The sequence below is a fragment of the Streptomyces sp. NPDC017991 genome (assembly GCF_044328075.1).
Taxonomy (GTDB): Bacteria; Actinomycetota; Actinomycetes; order Streptomycetales; family Streptomycetaceae; genus Streptomyces.
This window is the reverse complement of the sequence record NZ_JBIRGP010000009.1, coordinates 312,606-328,248: the sequence shown is the minus strand read 5'-3', so window position 1 is coordinate 328,248 and position 15,643 is coordinate 312,606. Positions and strand designations below refer to the sequence as shown.

Below are 15,643 nucleotides of genomic sequence, written 5' to 3'. Positions count from 1 at the left end.
GGGTCATGCGCAGAGTTCGTCGTCGATCAGGGCGTTCTGGGTCTGCTGGGTGGACGAGTCGGACGAACCGTCACCGGACGAACCGTCACCGGTCGAGTTCAGGACGACGGTACGGAGGCCGTCGCCGCTGATGCCGTTGCGGGTGGTGTAGCCGGGGAGGTCGCCCCCGTGGCTGTAGTAGACGCCGCCGCAGGACAACGGGACGCTCATCAGGCCGAGGCCGTACCGCACACCGGGCCAGCCGGGTTCCAGCTCCGGGGCCGGCACGGTCGTCCTCATCGCCGTCAGCTCCGCCGGACGCAGCAGCCGGCCACCGAGGAGCGCCCGGTAGAAGCGGGTCAGGTCGGCCGTCGTGCTGATCATGGCGCCCGCGGCGCCGCCCGCGGAGGCGTTGAGTTCGGTGGTGTCGATCGCCGGTCCCGCTTCCTCGAAGCTGGAGTAGCCGCGCAGATGGCGGCCGGGGATCCGGGGGTCCGTCGTCGGGGCGAGGGTGTCGCGCAGGCCCAGCGGGCGGATGAGCCGCCTGGTGACCTCCTCGTTCCAGGTGTGCCCGGTGACCTTCTGGATGATCATTCCGGCGACGATGTAGTTGGTGTTGGAGTAGCTCCACCCCTCGCCGGGCGCGAATCCCGGGGCGTGCCGCATCGCTACGGCGACCAGTTGCTCCGGGGTCCAGGTGCGGTAACGGTCGGCCTGATAGCCGGCCGTACTCGCGAACTCGGGGAAGTCCGCCGTGTAGTCGAACAGCCCGCTGGTGTGCTGGAGCAGCTGCCGTACGGTGATCGCGCCGCCGTCGTTGCCGTGGCCGGATACGACTCCGGGCAGCCAGTGCTCCACGGTGTCGTCGAGCGACAGGCGTCCCTCGCCGACGAGTTGCAGGATCACCGTGGCGACGAACGTCTTGCCCGCGCTGGCGATCCGGAACCTGTCACCGGGGCGTACAGCCGCCCCCGTGGCCCTGTCGGCGACCCCGCCGGTGGCGTACCGGGAGCCTCGCGGGTCCGTCGACCGCGCCACGACACCGACGGTCCCGGTCCTCATGATCGCGTCCACGCCGGCCTGCAGCGCCTTGCCGTGCGAGGTGCCGTGCGCGGGTGTGCCGGTGGCGCCGGTCGCGCCCGCGGCGGGCAGGGCCAGGCCGATGCCGGCCAGTACGGTCGCCAGGGCGGTGGCCACCACTCGGGAGATGGGTCGGGTCTTCATGGGTCGCGGGCTCCTCGCGTCCGGGTCCGGCCGTCGTTGCGGTGCGACCACCACGCTAGGAACTCCACCTGTGCGTCACCATCAAGCAGGCGCCCCGGTGCCTGGGGGTGCACTCCCCCGCACGGCGGTAGCGCCTGCCGCACCACCCACACGAGACCCACCCCACCACCCCGCAGCCACCACCCGACCGCAACCACCCCCCACCCCAGGGGCGCGAGGAACTGCGCGGCCAACCCCCACCAGCCCGCACCCGACAACCCGGCCGGAATCACCCCATGACAGCCCGTCAGGCCCTGCGCCGCGCATCATCCAGGTACCTCAGAACCGCCGCGACCCGCCGATCCACCTGATCGGCCGGCGACAGGTCCAGCTTCGCGAAGATGCTGCGGATGTGCTTGTGCACGGCACCCTCCGTGACCACGAGCCGTTCGGCGACGGCCCCGTTCCCCAGTCCCTCCGCCATCAGCGCGAGCACCTCACGCTCGCGCGGACTGAGCCGCTCCAGGCGGGTGTCCTGGCGGCTGCGGGTGAAGAGCTGCGCGACGACCTCCGGGTCGATGGCCGTACCCCCGCCCGCCACCCGGTGGAGCGCGTCCAGGAACTCCTCCACCCGCCCGACCCGCTCCTTGAGCAGATAGCCGAGACCGGTCACCCCGCCACCCAGCAACTCCGTGGCGAACGACTGCTCGACGTACGCCGACAGGACGAGGACCGCGAGATCGGGGCGCCGCCGCCGGGCCTCCACCGCAGCGACGATCCCCTCGTCGGTGTGCGTCGGCGGCATCCGTACGTCCAGGATGGCGACGTCCGGCTTGTGGGTGTCGATGGCGTCGAGGATGCCGTCGGCGGTGCCGGCCGTGGCCACCACGTCCAGGCCCTCGGCGCGCAGCAGCAGCGCGAGCCCCTCCCGCAGCAGCGCGTCGTCCTCGGCGATCACAATCCGCATGGCAGTTCCACCTTGAGAGTCGTCGGGCCGCCGGGCGGGCTGGCCAGTTCGAGGGTGCCGTCGTGCGCGGCGATCCGGTTGCGGATGCCGGTGAGCCCGGACCCGCCGCCAGCATCGGCACCGCCCCGGCCGTCGTCGGTGATGTCCAGGCGCAGCCGCCCGCCACCACTGCGGACCGTGACGGCCGCCTGTCGCGCCCCGCTGTGCTTGGCGATGTTCGTCAGGGCCTCCGCCACCACGAAGTAGGCGGTCGCCTCCACGGACGCGGCGCACCGCTCGGGCGCCTCCACGTCGATGCGGCAGGGCACCGGGCAGCTCGCGGCGAGTCCGGTGAGCGCGCCGGCGAGTCCCCGGTCGGCCAGTACGGGCGGCAGGATGCCCCGGGCCACCGAACGCAGCTCGGACAGGGCCTGTTCGGCCGCGCTCTGGGCGCGTTCGAGGAGTTCGTCGGCGCCCGCCGGGTCGCGGGCCACCATGCGGCGCGCGGCGCCGAGCAGCACGGCGACGGTGACGAGCCGGTTCTGGGTGCCGTCGTGCAACGAACGCTCGATGCGCCGCAGTTCGGTGGCGTGGGCGTCCAGGGCCGCCGCCCGGGTCGCGGTGAGTTCCGCGACGCGCAGGGACAGGTCCGTGTCGGGCCCGGCCGCGAGGAGCAGCCGCCCTGGCCGGCCCTGGAGGCGCGCCATGCCGGGACCGAGGCCCAGGACGATGGCGGTCCAGCCGAGCCCCAGCAGGGCGGCGGCGGCCGCGTCGGCCCAGGTCTCCGCGACCCCTATCCCAAGGGACGTACTGGTCGCGCCCTCCGGCAGCAGGCGCCAGTACAGCGGGAAGAGGGCGTCGCGCAGGGCCAGCAGCGGCAGCAGCAGGCCGCCGAGGCCGAGCAGCAGGCCGAGCGTGGCGTGGCGGGCCAGCCAGCGCAGCTCGCGGCGCGTGGTGGGGTCGACCACGGCGAGCCGCAACGCGGTCGGCGCCGGGTCCGGGCCCATGACCTCGGGCCCCCACCGGCCGAGCCGGTCGCGTTCGCGTCCGGCGAGCGAGTGCAGGGCGCGCAGGACGAGCGGCGCCATCAGCAGTCCGACGCCGACCAGGGACGTCACGGCGGTCACGGCCGCCCAGACCAGGACGAGCAGCGCCATCAGGGCGGTGCCGAGTCCGCCGACGAGCTGTTCCAGAGCGGCGACGGCCGCACCGGCCGCCCGGACCGCGGTGGCCCGGATCCCGGGCCTGCCCTCGCCGCCGTCATCGGGCGCGCCGGTCGGGGTCGGGGTCGCCATCCGCCCCTCCTCTCTCGCTCGTCCACAGCCCTGTGCGAGCAGCTTCCGCTCGTCCACAGCCCTGTACGAGCGGCTCCCGCTCGTCAACAGCCCTGTGCGAGCGACCGCTTCACTGTCGTGGAGGAGCGTAGAGGTACAGCCTGCTGTACCCCCACTCGGGCTGCTGGCGGGCTCGGCCGGCCGGGGCCCTGATCCGTAACTTCGAAGTCACGACAGCGAGACCCGCGGCGAGAAGCACGAACCGCACACCGCGAACGCGAACCGCGCAGGGTCCGAAGAGCTCGAAGACTCCGAAGAGGGACAGCCATGACGACCACGGACCCCTACCGCCTCGACGGCTTCGCCGGGAGCACGGACCCCGCCCGGCAGGACACCCCCAGGGAAGGCCTCACCCGGGACCGCTTCGTCCGTACGGTGCTGTGGCTGGTCCTGGTGATCAGCACCGTCGGCAACATGGCGGCCTCGTACGGCGCCGCCTCCACCCAGGTCCACCTGGTCTGCGGCGGGGTCACCGCGCTGTGCGTGACCGCGCTCGTCGTCCGTCACCTGCGGGGCCGGCGATGAGCGGCGTCCTCGCGGGCGCCGGCCACCCGATGGCGGCGCCGCCCGCGCCGGCCATCGAGCTGGCGAACGTCAGCAAGACGTACGCGGGAGGCGTCCGCGCCCTCGACGACGTGTCGCTGAGCGTCGAGCACGGCACGTTCCTCGCCGTGATGGGCCCCTCGGGTTCCGGCAAGAGCACGCTGATGCACTGCGCCGCCGGTCTCGACTCCCCCACCTCGGGAAGCATCCGCATCGGCGACCGCGAGATCAGCGGGCTGAACGAGACCCGCCGCACCGAACTGCGCCGCGAGCACATCGGTTTCGTGTTCCAGTCCTACAACCTGGTGCCCGCCCTCAGCGTCGCCGACAACATCACGCTGCCGCTGCGGCTGGCGGGGCGCGCCCCGGACCGGGAGTGGGTACGCACGCTGGTCGAGCGGGTCGGGCTCGCCGACCGGATGGCGCACCGGCCCGCCGAACTCTCCGGCGGCCAGCAGCAACGGGCCGCGATCGTACGGGCCCTGGTGGCGAAGCCCGCCGTCGTGTTCGCCGACGAGCCGACCGGCGCCCTGGACCTGCGCAGCGCCCACGAGGTGCTGGGCCTGCTGCGCGAACTGGTCGACGAGCTGCGCCAGACGGTGGTGATGGTCACCCACGACCCGGCCGCCGCCGCCCAGGCCCACCACGCGGTGGTGATGGCCGACGGCCGGGTGGTCGAGCGCCTGTACCGGCCCACGGCCCCCGAACTGGCCGACCGTCTCGTCAAGCTGGGAGAGGTCTAGAACCATGCTGCATCTCGCGGTCCGTATGGCAGGACACCGGATCACCGCCCTGCTGGCGGTGGCGTGCGCGGTGCTCGGCGGCGCGGCACTGATCACCGGCACGGGGGTACTGGCCGAGTCCGGCCTCCGCTCCGAGTTGCCGGCCGGCCGGCTCGCCGGAGCCGACGTCGTGGTCTCCACCGACCAGAGCTTCCATCCGGCCGGGGACCTGCCCATCGCCCTCCCGGAGCGCGGTACGGTCCCGGCCGGGCTGGTCGAGCGGCTCGCCGGACTGCCCGGGGTCACCGCGGCGGTCGGCGACGTCAGCTTCCCGGCGGCCGTCATCGGCGCCGACGGCCGCGTCGTACCGACCGGGGAGCCGCGGACGGCCGGTCACGGCTGGTCGTCGACGAAGCTGCTCACGGATCCGGAGGTCGGTGGCACCAGGCCGTCCGGGGCCGCCGAGGTGGCTCTCGACAGGGCGACGGCCGAGGCCGCGGGTGTCCGGGCGGGCGACCGGGTCGAGATCGTCGCGGCCGGCCGGTCCGCCGTCGAGTACCGCGTCACGGCGGTGGTCGACGCCCCGGACGCGGGCATCCTCTTCGCCGACCCCACGGCCGCACGGCTGGCCGGCCGTGACGGGGGCGACAAGGGAGAGCGCGCCGGGACCGTCGATCTGGTCGGTCTGCGCACCGAGCCCGGCGCCGAGGACTCGGTGGCCACCGCGGCCCGCGAGACGATCAGGAACGCCGGCACCGACGCGAACAAGAGGGCGGACAAGAAAGCGGGCAAGAAGGCGGACAAGGGCGCCGATGTGATCGTCTCCACCGGTTCCGCCCGCGGCGACATCGCCTCGCCCGGCGCGGGCGCGGCCCGTTCGCTGCTGATCCTGCTCGCCGGTTCGCTCTCCGGGATCATCATGCTGATCATCGGGTTCGTGCTGGCGAGCGCCCTGGCCGTGTCGATCGGCGGCCAGCGCCGCGACCTCGCCCTGATGCGGGCCGTCGGCGCGACTCCGAAGCAGATCAGGCGGCTGGCCGCCGCGCAGGCCTCCGTCATCGCCGCCGTGGCCGTGTTGCCCGGGGTGGGTCTCGGCTATCTGCTGGCCGGGCAGTTCCGGCGGATGCTCGTCGACCGCGAGGTGATCCCGGCCGGGCTGCCGCTGACGTACAGTCCGCTGCCCGCGCTCGCCGCCGTTCTCCTCCTGGGGCTCGCCGTCCAGGTGTCGGCCCGCGGCGCCGCGTGGCGCACCTCGCGGCTGCCGGCCACCGAGGCGGTCGCCGAGTCGCGCAGCGAGCCCCGTACCCCGTCGAAGATCCGGATCCGCGCCGGGCTGCTGCTGATCGTCGCCGCCACGAGCCTCTCGGCGGTGCCGTTGCTGAGCCGGACGGTCCTCGGCGCGGCGGCCACCTCCATGGCCGGCATCATCGGCGCGATCGGTCTGGCCCTGGCGGGACCGGCCCTGGTCCGGGGCCTCGGTGACACGGCGGCCCGGCGGCTGCGGCCCGGGGTCTCGGCCCCGACCTGGCTCGCGGTGGCGAACATCCGCGGGTACGCCCTGCGGCTCTCGGGAGTCGTCAGCGCCCTCGCCATGGCGGTCGTGTTCGTCCTGACCTACACCCTCGCCCAGACGACCGTCATGAGCGCCACCGCGCAGGACACCCGCGACGGCACCCTCGCCCAGCAGAGCCTGAGCGCGCCGGGACTCGGCGGGGTGCCCGCCGGCACCCTGGCGGACGTCGGGAGGACCGACGGCGTACGGGCGGCGGCCCCGGTCGGCACCACCACGGTCGTGTGGGAGTACGAGATGTTCGGCGAACCGGAGGTCGAGGCCGCCTCGGCGATGATCCTGACCCCGGCCGCGCCGGACGTCCTGGACCTCGGCGTACGGGACGGCGGCCTGGCCGGGCTCACCGGTGACACGGTCGCCGTCGACAGCGAGGTCGCCCGGTCCCGCGACGCCGGTGTCGGCGAGCGGATCGACCTGGTCCTCGGGGACGGCAGCCGGGTCAGCCCCGAGGTCGTCGCCGTCTACGACCGCGGACTCGGTTTCGGCCCGGTCGCCGTCTCCCACGACCTCGCCGAGGGCCACACCACCGCCGGCCTCGACCAGAGTGTCCTCGTACGCACCGACGGCACCGACGCCGCACTGCGCAACCTCGCCGAACTCGCCGCGTCCCGCCCGGGTCTGGCCCTTGAGCCCACCGACACCGGGTCCGGCGACAGCCTGGGCGACGCACCGGCGACGGTCTGGATCAACCTCGCCACCATCGTCGTACTCCTCGGCTATCTGCTCCTCTCCATCGCCAACAAGCTGGTCGCCACGACCGCCCAGCGGCGGAACGAGATCGCCACGCTCCGCCTCAACGGCACCACGCCCCGCCAGATCCTCGCGATGATGCGCCGCGAGGCCGCGGTGATCGGGGTCGTCTCGCTCGCCACCGGCCTGCTGCTGTCCGCGATCCCGCTCGCGCTGCTCGGCATCGGCTTCCTGGACCGGCCGTGGCCCGCGGGCCCGGTGTGGCTGCTCCCGGCCGTCGCGCTGACCGTGCTCACCACGGCCTTCGTCACGGTCGAACTCCCCACCCGGCAGGCGCTGCGCACGGCCCCGGCCCACGCGCTGTCCGCCCGCGAATAGCGCACACCGCGTCGGCGACCGGGGTCCCGCCGAGAGAGGGCGGGGCCCCTCAACGCCGCTTCCGCAGCTCCCCCTTGACGACCTTCCCGCTCGCGTTCCGCGGCAGCTCGCCGACGAACTCCACCGTCCTGGGCACCTTGTAGTTCGCCATCTCGCGGCGGGCCCAGGCGATCAGGCCGTCGCCGGTGAGCGGGACGCCGGGACGGCGTACGACGTACGCCCTGCCGACCTCGCCGAGCCGGGCGTCGGGGACGCCGATCACCGCCACGTCCGCGACGTCCGGGTGCAGGCCCAGGAGCTGCTCTATCTCCGCCGGGTACGCGTTGAAGCCGCCGACGATGAACATGTCCTTGATGCGGTCGGTGATCCGGAGGTTGCCGGCCGCGTCCAGGACGCCGATGTCGCCCGTGCGCAGCCAGCCGTCCGGGGTCATCGCCTCCGAGGTGGCCGCGGCGTCCTCGTAATAGCCGCGCATGACGTTGAAGCCGCGGACCAGGACCTCGCCCGGGGTGCCGGGGGCGACGGTCGCGCACTCCCCGTCCACCACCTTCACCCGCGTGCCGGGGATCGCGCGGCCGGATGTGGACGCGATCACGTCCGGTTCGTCGCCGCGGCGGCACATCGTGACGATGCCGCACGCCTCGGAGAGCCCGTAGGCGGTGAGGACCGTGCCCACGCCCAGCTCCGCCCGCAACCGCTCCACCAGCAGCAACGGCACGACCGCCGCGCCCGTCACGACCAGCCGCAGGGCCGAGAGGTCGTACGCGTCCCGGTGGGGGTGGTCCAGGAGGGACTGGTGGAGGGTGGGCGGGCCCGGGAGCACCGAGACGCGTTCCGAGGCCACGTTCGCCAGGACCGTGTCCACGGTGAACACCGGCTGCGGGATCATCGTCGCGCCCCGCATCAGACAGGCGATCACGCCCGCCTTGTAACCGAAGGTGTGGAAGAAGGGGTTCACGATCAGATAGCGGTCGCCCTCGCGCAGGCCGGCCAGTTCGCACCAGACGTCGTACGCCCGCAGGGTCTGCGCGTGGGTGATCACCGCGCCCTTGGGACGGCCGGTGGTGCCCGAGGTGAAGATGATGTCCGAGGGGGCGGACGGGTCGAGCGCCGAGGCCCGTGCCCGCACCTCGTCCTCCCCCACCCCGTCCCCGCTCGCCAGGAAGTCCTTCCAGGTACGGAAGTCGGCGGGGGCGTCGTCGGACAGGACGACCACCTGTTCCAGATGCGGAAGCCCCGGGAGGGGGCCCGCGGACCGGCCCGTACGGGCGCCCGCGTCAGCGCCCGTAGCGGCAGGTCCCTCGCTCTCGGCGCAGGCCCGCCGCAGGGAGGCCACGTACGAGGTCCCCAGGAACGTGCCCGTCACGAACAGCAGCTTCGCGCGGCTACGGGCCAGTACGTACGCGGCCTCCGTCCCTTTGAAGCGGGTGTTCAGCGGGACGAGGACCGCGCCCGCCGACACCGCGCCGAGGGCGGACGCCATCCAGTCCAGGGTGTTGGGCGCCCAGATGGCCACCCGGTCGCCGTACTCCACGCCGTTCGCGACGCAGGCCGCCGCCGCGCGTTCCACCCGGGCGCCCAGCTCCGCGTACGTGACGCGGGTACGGCCCTCGACGACCGCCTCCACGTCCGCGTACCGCTCGGCGGCCGACCGCACGAGCCCCGGGATCGTCTCCCACTCCAAGTCACCGCGCACAGCAGGCCTCCCGGCGTCGTACGAGCGGTCGACCGATCGACCGATCAACCGGCCGACCGCTAGCTGACTACCCGTCAGATTAGCTGTAGCCTGACGCCCTGTCAGCATTCGTGGACCAGGGTGGAGGTGCGTCCATGGCACGGACAGGGGTGAGCACGAGGGCGGGCACCGGTGCGGCGGGGCTCAAGGACGCGACCGCCGTCGTCGGGATCGGGCAGACGCCCTTCGCCAGGCAACTCCCCGACAGCGAGAAGTCCTTGGCCTGCCGGGCGATCCTCGCCGCCCTCGACGACGCGGGGATCCCGCCGGCCGAGGTCGACGCGCTCGCCTCCTACACCATGGAGGAGACCGACGAGGTCGAGGTCGCCAAGGCCGTCGGGTTCGGCGATCTGAGTTTCTTCAGCAAGGTCGGCTTCGGGGGCGGCGGTTCGTGCGCCACGGTCGCGCATCTGGCGTCCGCCGTGGCCACCGGCCAGGCGACGGTCGGAGTCGCGTGGCGCTCACGCAAGCGCGGCAGCGGACCGCGCCCGTGGAAGAACACCGCCGTCCAACTCCCTACCCCCGCCCAGTGGACCCGCCCCTTCGGCCTCCTGCGCCCCGTCGACGAGATAGCCATGCTGGCCCGCCGCTATCTGCACGAGTACGGGGCGACCCGCGACCATCTCTTCAACGTGGCCCTCGCCTGCCGCAACCGGGCCAACCAGAACCCCGCCGCGATGATGTACGAGCGACCGCTGACCCGGGACATGTATATGACCTCGCGCTGGATCAGCGAGCCGCTCTGCCTCTTCGACAACTGCCTGGAGACGGACGGGGCGCTGGCCTGCGTGATCGTCTCCGCCGAACGCGCCCGCGACTGCCGCCGCAGACCCGTGTACGTGCACTCCGCCGCCCAGGGCCTGCCCGCCCAGCACCACGGGATGGTCAACTACTGGAACGAGGACCCGCTGACCGGGCCCGCCTGGACGGCCGCCCGCCACCTGTGGAAACACGCGGACTTCACCCCGGAGGACGTGGACGTCGCCCAGATCTACGACGCGTTCACCCCTCTCGTTGCGCTCTCCCTGGAGGGCTACGGCTTCTGCGGCCGGGGCGAGGGCGGCTCCTTCACGGAAGGGGGCGCCCTGGAGATCGGCGGACGGCTGCCGCTGAACACGAGCGGCGGCGGCCTCTCGGAGGCGTACGTCCACGGCTTCAACCTCATCAACGAGGGTGTGAAGCAGCTCAGGGGGACCAGTACGGCGCAGGTGCCGGGCGCGGCGACCTGTCTGGTGACGGCGGGCGAGGGCGTCCCGACCTCGGCCCTGCTCCTGCGGAACTGAGGTACCGAGGCACTGAGGCACTGAGGCACTGAGGCACTGAGGAGCCCACATGCTCACACCTGTGGTGGACGACGACGGCGTCCCCTTCTGGGAGTACACGGCCCGGCGCGAGCTGCGCGTCCAGGCCTGCGCCGGTCCGGACTGCGGCGAACTCCGCTTCCCGCCCCGCCCCTGCTGCCCGCGCTGCCACTCCTTCGACAGCGAGTGGCGCAGGATGACCGGCAGGGGCCGCATCTGGTCGTACGTGATCCCGCACCCCCCGCTCCTGCCGGACTACGCGGCGCTGGCCCCGTACAACGTGATCGTCGTCGAGCTGGTGGAGGCGCCGCGGATCCGGCTGGTGGGGAATCTCGTCAGCGGCCCGGACGCACCGCTCAACTCGGTGGCGGGGGAACGGATCCGGATCGGGGCGAGGGTGCAGGTGACGTTCGGCGATGACGGCGGGGACGGCCCCCGGCTGCCGCGCTGGATGCTGGAGCGGCCGTGACCGCCCTGCGCACCACCACCGACAAGGACACGGGCGTCGCGGTGGTGACACTGGACCGCCCGGACCGCCTGAACGCCATAGACCTCGCCACGGCGGCCCAGCTGACCGCGACCTGGGGGGAGTTCAGGTTCGACGACTCCGTACGGGCGATCGTGCTGACCGGTGCGGGCGACCGGGCCTTCTCGACGGGCCTCGACCGGGACGCGGAGGTTCCGCAGCCGGGGTCGCCGTACATGCTGGACGATCCGCTCGTCGCGATCGGCCCGAAGGCGGCGGGTCTGTGGAAGCCGGTGATCGCCGCCGTGAACGGGATGGCGTGCGGCGGGGCGTTCTACCTGCTCGGCGAGGCGGACTTCGTGATCGCGGACGAGACGGCCACGTTCTTCGACCCGCACACGACGTACGGCATGGTCAGCGCGTACGAGTCCGTCTACCTGGCCCAGCGGACGCCGTTCGGGGAGGTGGCCCGCATGGCCCTGATGGGAACGGCCGAACGGGTCTCCGCGCGGCGGGCGTACGAGGTGGGGCTGGTGTCGGAGGTGACGGCGCGGGGGGAGTCGGTGGCGGCGGCGGTCCGCTGCGCGACCGTCATCGCGTCCTATCCGCCGGCGGCGGTGCACGGCACGGTCCGGGCGCTCTGGTCGGCCCAGGAGGCCACGCGTTCGGCGGCACTGTCGCAGGCCCCGCACCTGATCGCCCTGGGCAACCTGCCCACCGAGTCCCAGGCGGCCCTGTTCGCCACCCGCCACCCGGACTTCCGAACGCGCTGAGCCAGCGCGCAGTTCCCCGCGTCCCTGGGGGGTGGGGGCCCCGGCCGGAGACTTGGCTGCGGGCCCGTCGTGGCTGGCCGCGCAGTTCCCCGCGCCCCTGAAAAGCGGGGCTGCGCCCCAGCTTTTCATCTCTGGGGGCGCGGGGAACTGCGCGAACAACCCCACCGACCCGCACCCGACAACCCGCCCGAACCCCCACCCACCCAGGGGCGCGGGGAACGGCGCGAGCAACCCCCACCGGCCCGCACACGCCACAAACCCCCAGACCCCTGTCGCCCTCCAGGGGCGCGGGGAACGGCGCAGGCATGCAGGCTGTGGGATTTGCGGGTCAGGAACGGGCCGTGCCCGTTCCCTTCTCCGCGTCCAGGGCGTACACGCACCGGTCCTTGCTGCAGGCGTACACCACCCCGTCCTTGACGACCGGAGACCCCGTGATCTCCCCACCGGTGGCGAGCTTCCACCGCAGACGGCCGTCGTCGGCCTTCAAGGTGTAGAGCAAGTGGTCCGTCGAGCCGAAGTGGATGCGGCCGTCGGCGACAGCCGGCGCCCCCACCAGGTCGCCGCCCGCCTGGAAGCGCCACTTCGGCGTACCGGTGACCGCGTCCAGCGTGTAGAGCCCCTTGCCGCTGCCCACATGGACATGCCCCGCCGAGACGAGCACCGGGTCGATGGAGGACCGGGCCTCGGTCGCGATGCGCCAGCGGTCACGCCCGTCGGTGGCGTCGAGCGCGTACACCGTTCCGAGGTAGTCGGCGAGGTACACCCCGCCCCCGGTGACGGCCGGCCCCGGCGCGAACGTGGGCGCGCTCAGGAACACGGCCGGCGCCTCGAAGTGCCAGCGCACATGCCCGCCGGCGATGTCGATGGCGAGGACGCGCGTCCCGGCCGACACGTACACGTATCCGTCGTCGGCATGGGTGATGCGGACAGGCACACCCCCGCAGGAGGCCGCGTCGCCGATCGGATACGACCAGCGCTCCTCCCCCGTACGCGCCTCCAGGGCGCGCAGCCGGGCGTCCTTCCAGACGTAGACCGTGCCGTCGTGGACGGCGGGACCCGCCTCCGGCGACTCGAAGTCGGTCTGGGCGCCGGTGACCTCCCACAGCTTCTGCCCGTTGGCGGCCTCCCAGGCCTGTACGCCACCGCCGCGGGTCCCGGTGACGACCGTGCCGCGGTCGGCCTTGAGGGAGTACACCCAGGCGTCGGTCGGCAACCGCCACAGGTCGGTGCCCTCGCGGGCGTCCAGGGCGAAGAGCGTGGGCCCGTCGGAGGCGTGCACGCGGCCGTCGGCGACCGCCATCGACCAGGCGACGTCCCGCGTCTTGAAGCGGCGCCGGCCGGTGGCCACGTCCAGCGCGTGCACCTCGAAGGAGGTGACGTAGACCAGGTCTCCGGCGACGGCGGGCGTCCCCCACACGTCGTTCGACATACGGAAGCGCCACGGCCGCCAGGAGGAGCCGCCGTCGGGGCCCGCGGGCGCGGGTACGGCCGCCACGGGCTCGGCGCCGTTCACGCCGGGGCGCGACCTGGACCAGGCAGCGGCGAGTCCGGCTTCCGGAGGAGGCGCCTTCACCGCCGCCGCGCGGGCGTCGGCGACACGCGGGCCGGGCCCGATCGGCACCTGCCCACCGGCGAGGCGTACGGGCCCGGCGTCGGGCGCGCCACCGGGGCGGCCGACACCCGCGCCGACCGGTACGGACGGGATGGGCGGGGGCACGGACGGCGGGATCGGCGGGTCGTGGGGCGGCGGGGGCGGCACCACGGCCACCCCGCGTCCGCCGCTGCGCCCGGACGGGGGCTTCGGGGCCGGCCGCCCGCCGCGCCGCGTCTCTATCAGGCTCACGGCCCGCTCGGGCAGCCACGCGGACGCGGTACCGCTGTCGTCGGAGCCGGAGCCGAAGAGGTGGGGTGCCAGCTGGGCCTGGAGGTCGGCCGGGTTGGGGCGGGCCGTCGCGTCCATCTGCATGCAGGACTCGATCAGCGGGCGCAGCTCGTCGGGGAGGCCTTCGAGGTCCGGGCCCTCCCTGAGCAGCATGAAGACGGTCTCCACAGGGTTCGCGCCATGGTAGGGCGCGTGCCCCGTGGCGGCGAAGACGAGCATCGAGCCGAGCGAGAAGACATCGCTCGCGCCGGTCACGCTGCGGGAGTCCTTGGCCTGCTCGGGTGACATGTACGCGGGTGTGCCGACGGCGACGTTCGTCATCGTCAAACGCGTGTTCGAGACGCCGGAGGCGATACCGAAGTCGATGACGCGCGGCCCGTCCTCGACGACGAGGACGTTCGACGGCTTCAGGTCGCGGTGGACGAGACCGGCGCCGTGGATGGACTGCAGCGCCTCGGCGACGCCCGCGGCGAGCCAGCGGACCGCCTGGGCCGGCATCGGGCCGCACTCGGTCACTATCTCTTCGAGGGAGGGCGCGGGTACGTACGCGGTGGCCAGCCACGGCACGGCCGCGCGCGCGTCGGCGTCGACCACGGCCGCCGTGTAGAAGCCGGAGACGGCACGGGCCGCCTCCACCTCGCGCGAGAAGCGGACGCGGAACAGCTGGTCCTCGGCGAGCTCGGTCCTGACCGTCTTGATCGCCACGCGCCGGCCCGAGGCCGAGCGCGCGAGATAGACCAGCCCCATGCCGCCGGCGCCCAGCCGTCCCAGCACCTCGAACGGTCCGATCCGCCGCGGATCGTGCTGTGTCAGCTGATCCACCACTTGCCTGCCACCTCCCCGTACGCGGCCGCGCTTCCAGCCACCGCTCCAGCCGCAGCTTCAGCCACTGCGCAGCGTCTCACCACCGAGCCTCTCCGGCGGCACGCACCCCGATTCTTCCTGTCCTGCGCTCCGGTTGCGAACCCGGGACCCATTCGGGATGTCTCCCGCCATTCCCGGGCAAATAACTCGGCTCTGCCTTGCTTTTCAACGTCGGCCGGGGCTTTTCGGTGCCTTTCGGAGCTTCCCGCACGGGTTTCAGCCCTGGAGCATCGCCCATTTCATCGGCACAGAAAGCTGAGATTCCGTGCTGGAGCACGACTCGTCCCCCATCGTGGACGCCTCATCCCCCGTCCCGGCGCTGCAGCACCGCGAAGGACGCCCCCTGATTGTCACTGACGACCGCCACCCTCCCGTACGAGGTGTCGAACGGCGGTGCCTGGACACGGCCGCCGAGCCTCGCCACCGCGCCGAGCGCGGCCTCGCAGTCCTGGACCCCGAAGTGCACGAGGAAGTGGGGCGGCATCTCGGCGGGATAGACGTCGGAGATATGGGCGCGGCCGAATTCCCGGGTGACGCCCGGCCCGAAGAGGGCGTCGCGGAAGAGGCCCGGGTAGAAGGCGTCGGCGGTGGCGGTGTCCCGTGAGTACAGCTCGACCCAGCTGAAGGTGCCCGTCCCGCGGCTGCCGCCGAAGCCGGGGTGCGTACCGGCCTCCCAGAGCCCGAAGACCGCGCCCTCCGGGTCGGCGGCCAGCGCCCCGACCCCGTACGGGCCCACCGGCACGGGGGCCGTGACGATCTGGCCGCCCCCTTTGCGGATGCGGTCGGCCATGTCCTGGGCGTCCGGGGTGGCGAAGTAGACCGCCCAGACGGTGGGCATCCGCCCGTCCCGCTTGGGCACGAGAGCGGCGACGGCTTCCCCGCCGAGCCGGGCCCGCACGGCCCCCGCGTACGGGCCGTCGGCCCACTGCCCGGCCCCGGAAGGGCCGGCGCCCTCCGAAGGGCCGACGGGGTCGGCGGAGTCGGCGGGGTCGGTGGGGTCGGAGAGGTCGGCGGGGTCGGCGGAGTCGAAGGTCCAGCCGAAGAGTCCGCCGTAGAAACGCTTGCCCGCCTCGACGTCCGGGAGCTGGGCGTCGATCCAGCAGGGGACGCCCTCGGCGAACGCGGCAGAGTCAGATCCAGCCATGCGGCCAAGCTAACGGCGTTCCGCTCATCCCGCAGAGCGGGCTGCTCCACCGCCCCGCAGGTCCGTGCACCCCATTTGCAGTCGGCCGAATCGCGCTCCGATCACCCCTCGGT

Annotated in this window: 12 protein-coding genes; 6 read left to right on the top strand and 6 right to left on the bottom strand. The window is 73.3% G+C overall.

Annotation, left to right across the window (positions count from 1 at the left end):
• Positions 1 to 3: 3 nt before the first annotated feature.
• The 3 genes from ACH4DZ_RS26830 to ACH4DZ_RS26820 form a co-directional block, all read right to left on the bottom strand.
• Complete coding sequence (locus tag ACH4DZ_RS26830; RefSeq protein ID WP_398289870.1) at positions 4 to 1,203, bottom strand: serine hydrolase domain-containing protein; 1,200 nt, start codon at positions 1,201 to 1,203, stop codon at positions 4 to 6.
• 286 nt (positions 1,204 to 1,489) lie between these two features.
• Positions 1,490 to 2,149 (bottom strand): response regulator transcription factor, encoded by a 660-nt coding sequence (locus ACH4DZ_RS26825; RefSeq protein WP_398289869.1) that lies wholly within the window; start codon positions 2,147 to 2,149, stop codon positions 1,490 to 1,492.
• Positions 2,137 to 3,423, bottom strand: coding sequence for a sensor histidine kinase (locus ACH4DZ_RS26820; protein ID WP_398289868.1), 1,287 nt, complete (start codon positions 3,421 to 3,423; stop codon positions 2,137 to 2,139). The genes ACH4DZ_RS26825 and ACH4DZ_RS26820 overlap by 13 nt, the downstream gene beginning before the upstream one ends.
• A 306-nt stretch (positions 3,424 to 3,729) precedes the next feature.
• Here ACH4DZ_RS26820 and ACH4DZ_RS26815 point away from each other — a divergent pair, with 306 nt between their 5' ends.
• The 3 genes from ACH4DZ_RS26815 to ACH4DZ_RS26805 are packed head-to-tail and all read left to right on the top strand — an operon-like array spanning position 3,730 to position 7,365.
• Positions 3,730 to 3,987, top strand: a complete 258-nt coding sequence (locus ACH4DZ_RS26815; protein ID WP_398289867.1) for a hypothetical protein — start codon at positions 3,730 to 3,732, stop codon at positions 3,985 to 3,987.
• Positions 3,984 to 4,748 (top strand): ABC transporter ATP-binding protein, encoded by a 765-nt coding sequence (locus ACH4DZ_RS26810; protein ID WP_398289866.1) that lies wholly within the window; start codon positions 3,984 to 3,986, stop codon positions 4,746 to 4,748. The genes ACH4DZ_RS26815 and ACH4DZ_RS26810 overlap by 4 nt, the downstream gene beginning before the upstream one ends.
• 4 nt (positions 4,749 to 4,752) lie before the next feature.
• Complete coding sequence (locus ACH4DZ_RS26805) at positions 4,753 to 7,365, top strand: FtsX-like permease family protein (RefSeq protein WP_398289865.1); 2,613 nt, start codon at positions 4,753 to 4,755, stop codon at positions 7,363 to 7,365.
• 49 nt (positions 7,366 to 7,414) lie between these two features.
• Here the strand turns inward: ACH4DZ_RS26805 and ACH4DZ_RS26800 are convergent, their stop codons facing one another.
• Complete coding sequence (locus tag ACH4DZ_RS26800; RefSeq protein ID WP_398289864.1) at positions 7,415 to 9,061, bottom strand: FadD3 family acyl-CoA ligase; 1,647 nt, start codon at positions 9,059 to 9,061, stop codon at positions 7,415 to 7,417.
• A 134-nt stretch (positions 9,062 to 9,195) separates the two neighbouring features.
• On the opposite strand from ACH4DZ_RS26800, the gene ACH4DZ_RS26795 reads away from it, so the two are divergent.
• Genes ACH4DZ_RS26795 through ACH4DZ_RS26785 form a run of 3 tightly spaced genes read left to right on the top strand, consistent with a single transcriptional unit; the run spans position 9,196 to position 11,640 of the window.
• Positions 9,196 to 10,383 (top strand): lipid-transfer protein, encoded by a 1,188-nt coding sequence (locus ACH4DZ_RS26795; protein WP_398289863.1) that lies wholly within the window; start codon positions 9,196 to 9,198, stop codon positions 10,381 to 10,383.
• A gap of 49 nt (positions 10,384 to 10,432) precedes the next feature.
• Positions 10,433 to 10,870 (top strand): Zn-ribbon domain-containing OB-fold protein, encoded by a 438-nt coding sequence (locus ACH4DZ_RS26790; protein WP_398289862.1) that lies wholly within the window; start codon positions 10,433 to 10,435, stop codon positions 10,868 to 10,870.
• The gene (locus ACH4DZ_RS26785; protein WP_398289861.1) at positions 10,867 to 11,640 is read left to right on the top strand and encodes an enoyl-CoA hydratase/isomerase family protein; all 774 of its coding nucleotides are present in this window, start codon (positions 10,867 to 10,869) and stop codon (positions 11,638 to 11,640) included. The genes ACH4DZ_RS26790 and ACH4DZ_RS26785 overlap by 4 nt, the downstream gene beginning before the upstream one ends.
• Before the next feature lie 328 nt (positions 11,641 to 11,968).
• Here the strand turns inward: ACH4DZ_RS26785 and ACH4DZ_RS26780 are convergent, their stop codons facing one another.
• Positions 11,969 to 14,347: a PQQ-binding-like beta-propeller repeat protein gene (locus ACH4DZ_RS26780; protein ID WP_398289860.1), complete on the bottom strand. Its 2,379-nt coding sequence runs from the start codon at positions 14,345 to 14,347 to the stop codon at positions 11,969 to 11,971.
• A gap of 340 nt (positions 14,348 to 14,687) precedes the next feature.
• Complete coding sequence (locus ACH4DZ_RS26775) at positions 14,688 to 15,530, bottom strand: VOC family protein (RefSeq protein ID WP_398289859.1); 843 nt, start codon at positions 15,528 to 15,530, stop codon at positions 14,688 to 14,690.
• Between the last annotated feature and the right edge of the window lie 113 nt (positions 15,531 to 15,643).

Coding starts and splice junctions, on each gene's coding strand:
- ACH4DZ_RS26830 (WP_398289870.1), bottom strand. CDS start 1,203: ATGAAGACCCGACCCATCTCCCGAGTGGTGGCCACCGCCCTGGCGACC.
- ACH4DZ_RS26825 (WP_398289869.1), bottom strand. CDS start 2,149: ATGCGGATTGTGATCGCCGAGGACGACGCGCTGCTGCGGGAGGGGCTC.
- ACH4DZ_RS26820 (WP_398289868.1), bottom strand. CDS start 3,423: ATGGCGACCCCGACCCCGACCGGCGCGCCCGATGACGGCGGCGAGGGC.
- ACH4DZ_RS26815 (WP_398289867.1), top strand. CDS start 3,730: ATGACGACCACGGACCCCTACCGCCTCGACGGCTTCGCCGGGAGCACG.
- ACH4DZ_RS26810 (WP_398289866.1), top strand. CDS start 3,984: ATGAGCGGCGTCCTCGCGGGCGCCGGCCACCCGATGGCGGCGCCGCCC.
- ACH4DZ_RS26805 (WP_398289865.1), top strand. CDS start 4,753: ATGCTGCATCTCGCGGTCCGTATGGCAGGACACCGGATCACCGCCCTG.
- ACH4DZ_RS26795 (WP_398289863.1), top strand. CDS start 9,196: ATGGCACGGACAGGGGTGAGCACGAGGGCGGGCACCGGTGCGGCGGGG.
- ACH4DZ_RS26790 (WP_398289862.1), top strand. CDS start 10,433: ATGCTCACACCTGTGGTGGACGACGACGGCGTCCCCTTCTGGGAGTAC.
- ACH4DZ_RS26775 (WP_398289859.1), bottom strand. CDS start 15,530: ATGGCTGGATCTGACTCTGCCGCGTTCGCCGAGGGCGTCCCCTGCTGG.